The sequence below is a fragment of the Flavobacterium sp. GW823-FHT06G12 genome, assembly GCF_058794775.1.
The window spans coordinates 483,848-496,985 of sequence record NZ_JBXAHE010000004.1 but is presented as its reverse complement, the minus strand read 5'-3'; the positions used below and the strand labels follow the sequence as shown (position 1 = coordinate 496,985).

Here is a 13,138-nt window from a genome sequence, read left to right as displayed (position 1 = left end):
TTACTTTTTGAAATTTAGATTAAAAAATATTACCTCTAGACGGGCATTCTTAATATATGTTACGGTTTCGATTCTGGTTACAGTTTTGTCCGTTTATATTTTGAGTAACCTTATTACTGATTTGACAGAAAAAGCGAATGATGAAGTATCACTTCGCAGTTTTATGAAGAAGCAGGAATTTATGTCACAAGAGTTTTCTAAATTTATGGAACATGAAAACCAAATAAAACATGTTTTAAAAATAAGTACACCAGAAAATCTAGCATCCAACTTACATATTTTGTCTTCGGTTCAAAATACCAATTCACTGGTTGCCGATAGCTGGTTTCAAATCAATGAAAATAGAATTCAGTTTGGAACAGATTCTATTTCTGATGCCTTAAAAAAAGAAGTTTCAGATTTCATTCTAAAAAATAAAAATGTAGATTATTTCAGCGCTGTTATTCCGCAAGGAAAAGAATGGGTTTGGAGAATTTATTTCAAACTTAATTCAAAAAACACAACAGTTCGTTATGGCTACGATATCAACTTAAAAAATCTTCATAATTATATCTCGAATGTAGACAAGTCTAATTCGGCAACAAATTACGCCTTCATTTTTGATAAATCTGGAAGATGCATTTATCATCCTGAGATTGCGTTTATAGGAAAAGACATTTACAAAATATCTTCTACCCGATCTCTTGATACCATTTTTACTAAAAAACAAGATTATGTAAGAAGAATTACAATGTCCGAATATTTAAAACTGGATGTTATTCGTTTTACAAAAAGATTAGATTTAAAAAACTCGCATTGGTTTATATGTGTCAATGTTCCTAAATTTTCTGTGGATGAAAATGTAGAATTAATCAAAAAATATTCTACTTGGATATACTTGATTACAACAGTAATGCTTTTCCTCATTTTCTACTTATTCTTGTATATCAACAGACACGCGTACCGAGAAAAAGGAATTGCCATAAAAGAAAAAAATAGACTCTTAGTAGAAAACGAAAAAATAATAAAAGAAAAAGCTCTTATTCAGTTACAACAATTGAAAGAGCAGATAAATCCGCACTTTTTATTTAATTCACTCAATTCGCTTTATATGCTAATTGGAAGTGATATTAAAGTTGCGCAAAAATTTACCTTAAACTTATCTCGTATTTATCGTTATTTAATTGATCCGCCAGAAACAAATATTGTCCCTCTGAAAGACGAATTATTATTTATCGAAAAATATATCTTTTTACAGCAGACTCGTTTTAAAGACGAATTATTCTTTTCTATTCAAATAGAAAGCGAAACTGCTTTAAACAAACACATCCCCTATCTTGCTTTCCAGATTGCGGTCGAAAATGCTATTAAGCATAATGCGGCAACTCAAGAAAGTCCCTTAACTACTACAATCCTGATTCAAGAAAATCAGGCAATTATCAGCAACAATCTTCAAAAGAAATTGACTGCTGAATTGAGTACTAAATTTGGGTTAAACTACCTGAATAGCATTTACAATTATTACTCAAAAACCGATTTTAAAACATCAGAAAAAGACGGCGTTTTTATCTGTATTCTTCCATTAATAAACATTCACTCCTAAAAAAAAGCCACTCACTCCTTTTTGTTTTTTTTCTGAACTAAAATAAAATAGTTTCGGATCGAAAATTAACCTAAACTTAACATCTGATGAAGGAAAAGTCATTCCTGCATAATTTGGTAACAATTTGCATACTCTTATTATTATTATCGCCGCTTACTGTTCAATCTCAAAAGAAAAAGAAAGACAAAAAAGAAGCTGCAACCGAAATTAAAAAAGATTCTACCGATTCTAAAAAAGGTAAAAAATATGACGACCTAGTAAAAAAAGGTTCTCTGAAAAAAGGTCTGTTTAATATTATTCAAGTTAAAACGGATGTTTATTTTGAAATTCAAGACAGCTTATTTAAAAGAGAATTTTTAGTTGTAAATAAATTATCTCAAGTTCCTTTTCAAGTAAACGAAGCTGGCTTAAATAAAGGAATGAATTATGAAAACAAAGTAATTAGTTTTTATAAAGATACAATCGCAAAGAAAGTCTGGGTAAAATCGTATGTGCCAAAGGTTTCTTCGCCAAAAGAAGATGCGATTACACAATCTGTTCAAAATAATTTTGCCGAATCTATTATTGAAGTTTTTGATATTGAAACCAAAAACAACGATTCGACTTCTGTTGTTATTAAAGTAAATAAGATTTTTGACGGAAAACAAAAAAGCTTCAATGATGTTTTGAGCAACATTGGATTTGGCGGTTCTGTAAAATCTGATCTTTCTTATATTGAAGGTGTAAAATCTTTCCCAAAAAACATTGTTATAAAATCGCAATTGACTACTTCTGTTAGCGAAGGCGGACCTGCATTGTCTGTAACTCTTGGCGTTACGAGCAATATTATTTTATTGGACAAAACTCCGATGAAACCCCGTTTTTCTGATAACAGAATTGGTTTCTTCACAGAAAAACACTGGTATTTTGCCGATGATCAACAAGCAATGCTTGAAAAAGAACTAATTACACGTTGGAGATTAGAACCTAAAAAAGAAGATGAAGAACGATATTTGAAAGGCGAATTGGTTGAACCTAAAAAACCTATCGTTTATTATATTGATCCATCGACTCCAAAACAATGGAGAAAGTATATTATTGATGGTGTTCACGATTGGCAAGCAGCTTTTGAAAAAGCAGGTTTTAAAAATGCTGTTATCGCAAAAGAACCAACAGAAGCTGATTTGGATTTTGATATTGATGATGTTCGCTACTCTGTAATTACATATGCAGCTTCTCCAAAATCTAATGCTATGGGACCATCTGTGGTTGACCCAAGAAGCGGTGAAATTATCGAAGCAGATATTATTTGGTGGCATAATGTAATGACTTCGCTTCAAAGCTGGATGCGCATTCAGACAGGACCAATTGATCCGAAAGCTAGGGGAAATAAATTTAGTGATGAACATATGGGAGAAGCAATTCGTTTTGTTTCGTCTCACGAAGTTGGACATACTTTTGGCTTAAAACATAATATGGGTTCTTCTTTTGCTTATGATGTTGAATCTCTTCGCTCTAAAGAATTCACAGCAAAAATGGGCGGAACTGCTCCATCAATTATGGATTATGCCCGTTACAATTATGTAGCACAACCAGAAGACAATGTAACAGTTATTACTCCGAAAATTGGAGAATATGATAAATATGCTATTGAATGGGGTTACAGATGGTACGCGCCTAACGAAAACGAAACAACAAAACTAAACGCCTTACTTACAAAACATCAAGATGACCCCATTTATTTTTATGGAGAACAACAGGAAAATATAATTGATCCTCGTTCTCAATCTGAAGATTTAGGAAACGATGCTGTAAAAGCAAGTGAATATGGTTTAAAAAACCTAAAACGTGTTGTCGATAATATATTAAGCTGGACTTACGATAAAGATCAGTCTTACTATGAGACAGGAAAATTATACATCGGAACTATTGGTCAATGGCAATTGTACAACCGCCATGTAATGAACAATATTGGTGGTGTTTATTTAAACACAACAGTTCACGGAGATAACAAACAAAGCTACATTCCGGTTTCTGCAGCAATGCAAAAAAGAGCAGCAGATTATTTAGCTAAAAATGTACTTACAATTCCGCAATGGTTGTTTTTCAATGACATTTTAGACAAAACAAATCCGTTGAAAGATTCTCCTCTTGGTCCTTACGAATATACTCCGTATACACTTTCGAGAGAATTGCAATACAGCATTATGTATGATTTATTTAGTGATGATCGCTTGCTTAGAATGACAGAAAACGAATTGTATCAACGAAATAAAACCAAAGATCCAGTTTTTACCGTAAATGATTTGTTTAAAAAAATGCATCAAAGTGTTTTTGCCGGAACGATTGCCAATAAATCATTATCAATTCTAGAACGTATGACACAGAAAAATTATGTAGACGTTTTGGTTGTTTCTACAAATAAATTATTTGAAAAAACAGATGCTAAGAAACTATTAGACATTCAGCAGACTTTAAATATGCCTCATTTATGCACTTATTTAGATGATGCCCACATGGTAAAAAATATTAATCAATCTTCTTTAAAAAGAGTTACAGAAGTGACTTCAGATAAAAAAGGAGAATTAACAAAAGTCCTTCAATTATTAAAAATTAAAAAGAATACAGGAGACCAATCTACCCAAAACCATTACCGCGATTTGATCCAACGAATCGAAAAAGCATTAAATAACACAACCTTTTAATACACAACCCAAAAACATGAAGAAAATTTTACAAGCCTTACTGCTATTCCTGGCCATCGCAGGATACTCGCAGGAAACCCGAACCATCTCGGGAATTATTCTAGATGAAAATGATCACCAGCCTATTCCTGGAGCTTCTATTTTTGTTGAAAACAATTCTATTGGAAGCAAAACATCACAATCAGGAATTATACAAAGTGAAAGCATTGGAACTACTACAGATTTTGACGGTAAATTTCAATTGAAAATAGGAAAAAAAGTTACGGCTTTGAGAATCATTTTCATGGGATATCAGCCTTATACTCTTGAATTGTCAGCTCAAAAAGAATATACAATTAACTTAAAATCTGAAGTTGCAAAACTTCAGGAAATTGTAGTTACTGGATACCAAAAAATTGAAAAGAGAAAACTGACATCTGCTATTACAAAAGTAGATATGGCTTCGATTCAGCAAGCTGGGGTTTCTAGTATCGATCAATTATTAGTTGGACAAGTTGCCGGAGTTGCCGTTACTACTCCATCTGGAGCACCTGGAGCGGCTGCAAAGATCAGAATTAGAGGTACAGCTTCTTTAAACGGTTCGCAAGATCCTTTATGGGTTTTAGACGGACTTCCGTTAGAGAACAATGATGTTCCTAAAAATTATGATAAAGACAATATTGATGTTTTAAATAACTATTCTATCGCTGGTTTAAATCCAGATGATATTAAAGATATTACCATCTTAAAAGATGCGGCTGCAACAGCTATTTATGGTGCACGTGCTGCAAATGGTGTAATCGTTGTTACTACCAAAAAAGGAAGAAGCGGTAAAATGTCGATTAATTTCAACACAAATACCTTTATTACGCTAAGACCAGAAATATCAAAATTAAACTTGATGAATTCTAATCAAAAAGTTGATTTTGAACTTGATTTGGCTAGCCGTGCAGATTTAACTTACAGAGACACCGGTGGAGATGTTGCTCGTATCCTAAATGGAGCGAATGAATTAGACGCATACAGAGCCGGTGGATTCTCTTCTTTGAGTTCACAGACACAGCAATCAATTAATAGTTTAAGAAATATAAATACCAACTGGGGTAACTTATTATACCAAACTGCAATTAATACGCAGCACGGTTTAAGTTTATCTGGAGGTGGAGAAAAATCAGATTATTATTTCTCTTTAGGATATTATGACGAAAAAGGAACTACAATTGGAACTGGTTTAAAACGTTATAACTTAACTTTAAAAAACAATTTTGAAATAACAGATAAATTTAAAGTTGGTGTTGGAATTTTTGGTTCTGAAACCAAAACTACTTCTTATATTTCAGATACAAGTGGTTTTACTAATCCTGCAAACTATTCAAGAAACGTAAATCCGTACTTGACTCCTTACAATGCTGACGGAAGTTACAAATACGACCCAGACATTCTTGGTTATTCTGATCGTTATGTTCCTTTCAACATCATCGAAGAAAGAAACAATACTTCTTACGATTTAAAAACTAGAGCTGTTAAAGCTTTATTAGACGCTGAATATAAAATCACGAAGGACTTAAGAGTAAGTAGCCAATTAGGTTTACAGTTAGACAATAGCTCAAGTGAAAAATTTGCTGCAGCAGACACTTATTTTACAAGAAGAACAAAAGAACAAACACGTTATTACAAAGACGGAAAATTCAATTATTTCCTTCCAAATGGCGGTATTATTCAAAATTCAAACACCGATTTCTTTCAATATAACCTAAAAACAATGGTTAATTACAGTAAGACTTTAGGTGAAAAACACGAAATTGAAGCAATGGTCGGTAATGAGTTAAGAAGAACTTACAATACAAATATTGCGACAAAAGGTTTTGGTTTTGACGAAAACACATTGACAACACAGCAGATTATTTTCCCAAATTCAGATCTTGCAAACAATCCTGAATATAGAACATACTTAAAAAGCCAGAACGAAAATGCTTTTGCTTCGTTTTATGCAACTGCTTCTTATACTTACGATAGAAAATATAGTTTCTTTGGAAGTATTAGATATGATGGTTCTGACTTATTTGGTGTAGATCCTAAGTACAAATATTTACCTCTATGGTCGGTTTCTGGATCTTGGTTAGTTTCTCAAGAAAACTTCCTAAAAGACAGTAAAGTGGTTTCTAATTTAAGACTTCGTGCTTCTTACGGTTTACAAGGTAATATTGATAAAGGAACTTCGCCATATGTAATGGGAAATAACAAAATAACAACTATTTTACCAGGAACAACAGAACCAACAATCGTTGTTATAAGTCCACCAAACGATAAATTACGTTGGGAAAAAACACAGAATACCAACTTTGGTTTAGATTTAGGATTATTCAATAACCGCATTAGCATTATTACAGATGCTTACGGGAGAAAAAGTTCTGATTTAATTGGTTCGAGATCTTTACCATTAGAAAATGGTTTTGAGTATACAAACATGAACTGGGCGCAAGTAAGCAACAAAGGTTATGAAATCTCTATTGCGACAAAGAACATTAACCGTCCTAATTTTAAATGGACAACAAACATCAACTTTGCACACAACAAAAGTAATGTTGACCGTTTAGAAATTCGTGACAACACTTATACACCAAACCAAGAAGGTCATGCTGTAAATGCTGTTTTTGGGTTTAAAACAAACGGAATCGACGAAAACGGTTATCCATTATTTGTAAACAAAAAAGGAGAAACGGTAAATGCACAAACTTTCTTTGGTTTATTTGATCCTTATGCAGACTTTTTCCCTGGAGAATTTGCACAATCAAGTTTAACAGCAGCAGAGTTCAGAGATTTATTTGTTTATTTAGGAGACAGAGACCCGAAATTTACCGGAGGTATTACCAACACATTCAAAATAAGCAATTTTGATTTCACCGTTGCGGCAGCTTTCAATTTAAAACAAACGGTGGTTAAAACACCTCCTTACAACGGAACACAAGTTGATAGAGGACAAAACTATAGTACAGATATTTTAAATGCTTGGTCACCAACAAATACCTCTTCTAATTTACCAGGAATTACAAGTAAAGATTCTGGAACAGGAGATTCTTATTTAGCTTATTTATGGTTCTCTGGAGGAAATCAGATACCAACATACAACTATTTAGATACATGGGTTAGCGAAATGAGCTATATGAGATTAAGTAGTATGCGTTTAGGATATACACTTCCTAAAGCGTTCACAGATCAAATTAATATTCAAAGTATCAGATTAAATGTTGAAGCGAGAAACCTATTTGTAGTAGGTTCAGATTTCAAAGGATATTTTGATCCTGAAACATACGGAAGCATTTATGCACAGCCAGTTCCTAGATCATTTACTATAGGATGTAATGTAACTTTCTAATTCAATTAAAGATGAAAAAATTCTCAAAATATATATTCCTTTTTGTTGCGTCAATTGCTGTAAGCAGTTGCGATGAATATCTGGATGTTACTCCTATCGGAAAAGTGATTCCAGAAACTTTGCCACAATATCGTGCTGTTTTAACGACAGGCTACTCGATATATCCACAACACAAAGCCTTAACGTCTATGCGTACAGACGAATTGGTTTTAAATGAAGATAGTGACCGAACTGTTTCTTACAGAGACATTCACATCTGGAAGGATACAAACCCAGATCAGTATACCAAATTTTTTCCATACGACCAACTATACTCTATTATTTTCTATACGAATGTAGTAATCAATGAAGCTTCCAAAAAACTGGATGCTTCTCCTGAAAAAGATCAATTAATCGGAGAAGCTTATGCACTTAGAGCTTTAGCTTATTTTGACTTGGTAAATCTTTTTGGAAAATCATACAATGCAGCAACAGCTGCTTCAGACAAATCAGTTCCATTAGCTTTAGAAATCGACTTAGAACAAGCTTTTGTTCCGCAAACTGTCGAAGTTATTTACAACCAGATTATTTCAGATGCTAATCAAGCTGAAAAATTAATCAATGTAAGTTCTCAAGCTAAAGGTTTAAACTACCGTTTTTCTAAAGTTGCTTTGTATGGCTTACAAAGCAGAATTTATCTTTATAGACAAGAATGGCAAAAATCTTTAGATGCTGCCAACAAAGCACTTGCAATAAACAGCAATCTGGTTAATCTAAATTCGACTTCTGTTATTCCAACAAAGTTTGATGCTGCAGAATCTATTTTAGCTTTAGAACCTGGATATACTACCGACATTATGGAATCTTCTTTTGCATCTCCAGAGTTGATTAATACATATAGCAAAACGACAGATTTGCGTTTTCCTCTTTACTTTTCAACTAGCGGAAGCAATTACAGAATTGAAAAAGGAAGATTCGACGAAAACAAATGCACGATCAGAACTTCTGAGTTGTATTTGACAAAAGCGGAAACATCTGTAAAATTGAACAATATCTCAGATGCTAAAAGAACTGTTTTAAGTTTTGCAAAAAACAGATATTCTGCAACAGGATACACACAACTTGAAAGCCAAGTAAACGCTATGAATGCTGCAGATCTAACCAACTTTATATTGGCAGAAAGACAACGTGAATTTGTTGTCGAAGGTCAGCGTTGGTTTGATTTAAGAAGAACAACACAAAAACAGATTGTTCATACTCTAAAAGGGCAAAATTATACTTTGATACAAAATGATCCGCGTTATACTCTTATTTACCCAGCAAACGCGAGATTGAATAATCCCAATCTATAATACACCTATTGTTTTTTTTAAAAAGGTCCAGTTTTCACAGCTGGGCCTTTTTTTTATACAAATTCATGCAACAAATTACACTCTTTTTTGCGAATACGAATTACTGATTTTATCTTTGCAGTATAATTGGTTATAAATTTCGAAAAAAATGAAAATTGCCATTGTCGAAGACGAACATCTTGCTTCTAGCTATCTAAAATCGATTTTAGAACAGCAAGACGTTTTATCGATTACCGCAATCACTGTTTTAAAATCTGTAAAAGAAGCTGTTGTTTTTTTTAAAGAAAACAAAGTTGATCTTGCATTTATGGACATTCATTTGGGTGACGGAAAAAGTCTCGAAATCTTCGAAAAAACCACTATCTCCTGCCCTGTTATTTTTATCACAGCTTACGATTCTTATGCTATTTCAGTTTTCAAGCATTTTACAATCGATTATCTTTTAAAACCATTTGAAGAAGAAGAATTATTAGAAGCACTTCAGAAATTCAAAAAAATAAAAGATAATTTCAACAGCAATTCTACGCTTCAATCTTTGGTAGCAATAGAAAATCCTGAAAGCAGTAAAATCCAGCATCATTTCTTGGTAAATCACGGCTATAAAATGATTTCTATTAGCGAAAATGAAATCACTTATTTTACAGCAACAGGAAAACATTTATTTATTCATGTAAAATCAGGAAACAGCTACTTGTACAATAATACCTTAACCGATATTATAAACAATTTAGATCCTTTCAATTTCTTTAAAATAAATCGAAAATATATTGTGACTCGAAACAGTATAAAAGAAGTTGTAAAACACTCCAATCAGAAAGTAGAATTGATTTTGAATGTTCCTCCAGCCGAATCTGAGGCAATTTTCATCAGTAAAAAAGAAATCAATAATTTCAAAAACTGGCTAGATCAATAATTTAATAATTATTTAGCTATAAATTAATGTTGGTTTCCTAAATTAAAAAACTGCAGTATTCACAAATTGTGATTTAAAATCCGACTAAAAACTGTCAAAAACGCTTTAAAACGTTAAATTAGCGTTATAGAAATCATAAAATTGACCTTTCACAATCAGTTACATAGCAGAAATTTTTTGTTTATTCTTTATCTTTGAGAGTATAGAAATCAAATGTAAAAGACAATGCCACAAAATAGATTTTATCCTGATGAAAAATTCAAAGAAATAGAAATAAATGCCTCATTGCAACTAAGATACGCCATTTCAAACAGAGGTAGATTAATAAGTTTTACCGATGAAATTGAAAACGGAAGGATCCTAAAAGGAGGTTTAAGCGACGGATATCCAACTTTCCGTTTTAAAGTTAAAAAAGACGATAAAATCGTAAATAAATATCTCTTCTTATACAAACTCGTTGCCCAATATTTTATTCCAAAAGATTCTGAAGATCAAACATATGTTCTGCACTTAGATTATAACAGAGCAAACGATGATGAGCGCAATCTGCGTTGGGCTACAAAACAAGAAATGATGGCACATAGCCGTAAAAGTCCTCGTGTTATTCAGGCTAAAAAGAACTTAATTGAGCACAATCTAAAAGCTGACGGCCGAAAATTAACCACTACAAAAGTGATGCTAATTAAAAAAATCCTTGCAAGACCAGAACAAAAAACACGTCTTAAAATGATTGCAAAACAGTTTGGAGTAAGCGAAATGCAAATCAGAAGAATCGCCAGCGGAGAAAACTGGGGACATGTAAAAGTTTAATGGTGATTGTAAAATGTTAAAGGTAAAATGTGAGATGTATGATATTGAAATCAACATTTCACATTTTACTTTTTTACAACTTACCTTTTTTTAAAATAAATCCTTAAATTCGCAATCACAAATAACAAAAGAAGAAATCGAAAGATGAGTTTCGGAAATACAAACTTCATTTTCGATAGTTAATACTAAAAACAAAAAAAATGAAATACGACGTTATTGTTTTAGGAAGTGGTCCTGGAGGATATGTAACAGCGATTAGAGCTTCTCAATTAGGCTTTAAAGTAGCTGTAGTAGAAAAAGAAAATCTTGGTGGAGTTTGCCTTAACTGGGGATGTATCCCAACAAAAGCGCTTTTAAAATCTGCTCAGGTTTTTGATTACCTTAAACACGCTTCTGACTACGGATTGAAAGTTTCTGAATTTGATAAAGATTTCCCTGCAGTTATTCAACGTAGCCGTGGTGTTGCCGAAGGAATGAGCAAAGGAGTTCAATTCTTAATGAAAAAAAACAAAATTGACGTTATTGAAGGTTTTGGAAAACTAAAACCAGGAAAAAAACTTGACGTTACTGATAAAGATAATAAAGTTACAGAATACAGCGCTGATCACATTATCATCGCAACTGGTGCTCGTTCTCGTGAGTTACCAAACTTACCTCAAGATGGTGTAAAAGTAATTGGATACCGTCAGGCAATGACATTACCAACTCAGCCAAAATCTATGATCATTGTAGGTTCTGGAGCAATTGGAGTGGAGTTCGCTCATTTCTACAACTCAATGGGAACAGACGTTACTATCGTAGAATTTATGCCAAATGTAGTTCCTGTAGAAGACGAAGATATCTCAAAACAATTTGAGCGTTCTTTGAAAAAATCAGGAATTAAAGTAATGACTAACTCATCTGTTGAGCGTATTGACACAACTGGTGCAGGAGTTAAAGCTTTTGTTAAAACTGCAAAAGGAGAAGAAGTTCTTGAAGCAGACATCGTACTTTCTGCAGTTGGAATTAAAACAAACATTGAAAACATCGGATTAGAAGAAGTTGGAATCGCTGTTGACAGAGATAAAATCTTAGTAAACGCTTACAACGAAACTAATATTCCAGGATACTACGCAATTGGAGACGTTACTCCAGGTCAAGCTTTAGCTCACGTTGCTTCTGCTGAAGGTATCAACTGTGTGGAGAAAATTAAAGGTTTACACGTTGAGCCAATCGATTACGGAAACGTTCCTGGTTGTACTTATGCAACTCCAGAAATCGCTTCTGTTGGTTTAACTGAAAAACAAGCTAAAGAAAAAGGTTACGAATTAAAAATTGGTAAATTCCCATTCTCAGCTTCTGGAAAAGCAAAAGCTGCTGGAAATGCTGACGGATTCGTAAAAGTAATCTTCGATGCTAAATATGGAGAATGGTTAGGATGCCACATGATTGGTGCTGGTGTTACAGATATGATTGCTGAAGCAGTTGTAGCTCGTAAACTAGAAACTACAGGTCACGAAATCCTTAAATCTATCCACCCTCACCCAACAATGAGCGAGGCTGTTATGGAAGCTGTTGCTGATGCTTACGGCGAAGTAATTCACTTGTAAAAATATACCGTTTTACGGTTATATATAATTTTTCAATTTATAAAATCCGATTTGTGAAAACAGATCGGATTTTTTTATGCTTTTTAATCAAATCGACAATGTAAACCTTACTCTTTTAAAAAATTAGTTTTTTAATATTTTAATATTATTTTCGCAAAAATCTAACTAACCCATTTTTACAAATCAGAAATAGTATGAAGAAAATTTTCCTTTTTATCATTTTAGGAATAACCATTAATTTAAAAGCCCAAGAAGCCAGTGTTGAAAAATCAATGTTCTCAATCCAAACTGGATTTGCAGGATTATGGCTCAATAACGAATTTAAACTTGCTAATTCACTCGCATTAAGAAGTGAAATTGGTATCGAATACGATTTTGCGGTAGGAGACCATTACGACGAAGCTGGTTTTATTCTACAGCCGGTTATAACATTAGAACCCAGATTTTATTACAATTTGAAAAAAAGAAATTCTCAAGGAAGAAAAACTTCTAACAATAGCGGCAACTATCTTTCTTTAAGAACAAGTTATCATCCGGATTGGTTTGTAATAAATCTAGATGACAATATTACCAAAACAGCAGATTTGTCTATTATTCCAACTTGGGGAATAAAACGTTCGATTGGAGATCATTTTACTTATGAAACTGGAGTCGGATTAGGATACAGACTCGTATTTCTAAAAGCAAACTCATACAACGGACACGCACAAAATGTAGATGATTTTAATACAACTGAAAGCCAATACACGCCTTATTTACATCTAAGAATTGGTTACGTTTTTTAAAAGAGATATAATTATTTAACGAAATCCGATTTACTTTTAGTAAATCGGATTTTTTTTTAAGCCTTCAAATCCCTAACACCGCAGAATGT

The 13,138-nt window shown here is 32.9% G+C and carries 8 protein-coding genes; all 8 read left to right on the top strand.

The window, feature by feature from the left end:
- Positions 1–7 precede the first annotated feature (7 nt).
- The 8 genes from AC1Q5Z_RS17745 (at position 8) to AC1Q5Z_RS17710 (ending at position 13,049) form a co-directional block, all read left to right on the top strand.
- Entirely contained in the window at positions 8–1,582 is a 1,575-nt protein-coding gene (locus AC1Q5Z_RS17745) for a histidine kinase (RefSeq protein WP_492446189.1), read from the top strand.
- A gap of 86 nt (positions 1,583–1,668) precedes the next feature.
- Positions 1,669–4,266 carry a zinc-dependent metalloprotease gene (locus tag AC1Q5Z_RS17740; RefSeq protein ID WP_492446187.1) on the top strand — a complete coding sequence of 866 codons (2,598 nt, stop codon included), beginning with the start codon at positions 1,669–1,671 and terminating at the stop codon, positions 4,264–4,266.
- Positions 4,267–4,282: 16 nt separating this feature from the next.
- On the top strand, positions 4,283–7,621 hold the full coding sequence (locus AC1Q5Z_RS17735; RefSeq protein WP_492446185.1) for a SusC/RagA family TonB-linked outer membrane protein: 3,339 nt from the start codon (positions 4,283–4,285) through the stop codon (positions 7,619–7,621).
- Positions 7,622–7,632: 11 nt separating this feature from the next.
- The gene (locus tag AC1Q5Z_RS17730; protein WP_492446183.1) at positions 7,633–8,952 is read left to right on the top strand and encodes a RagB/SusD family nutrient uptake outer membrane protein; all 1,320 of its coding nucleotides are present in this window, start codon (positions 7,633–7,635) and stop codon (positions 8,950–8,952) included.
- 148 nt (positions 8,953–9,100) lie between these two features.
- Positions 9,101–9,865: a LytR/AlgR family response regulator transcription factor gene (locus tag AC1Q5Z_RS17725; RefSeq protein WP_343588120.1), complete on the top strand. Its 765-nt coding sequence runs from the start codon at positions 9,101–9,103 to the stop codon at positions 9,863–9,865.
- Positions 9,866–10,090: 225 nt separating this feature from the next.
- The gene (locus tag AC1Q5Z_RS17720; RefSeq protein WP_198856400.1) at positions 10,091–10,675 is read left to right on the top strand and encodes an NUMOD4 domain-containing protein; all 585 of its coding nucleotides are present in this window, start codon (positions 10,091–10,093) and stop codon (positions 10,673–10,675) included.
- A 200-nt stretch (positions 10,676–10,875) separates the two neighbouring features.
- Positions 10,876–12,264 carry a dihydrolipoyl dehydrogenase gene (gene lpdA, locus AC1Q5Z_RS17715; RefSeq protein ID WP_278020931.1) on the top strand — a complete coding sequence of 463 codons (1,389 nt, stop codon included), beginning with the start codon at positions 10,876–10,878 and terminating at the stop codon, positions 12,262–12,264.
- Between the two features lie 194 nt (positions 12,265–12,458).
- A complete protein-coding gene (locus AC1Q5Z_RS17710; RefSeq protein ID WP_198856403.1) occupies positions 12,459–13,049 on the top strand; it encodes a hypothetical protein in 591 nt (196 codons plus the stop codon).
- Positions 13,050–13,138 lie beyond the last annotated feature (89 nt).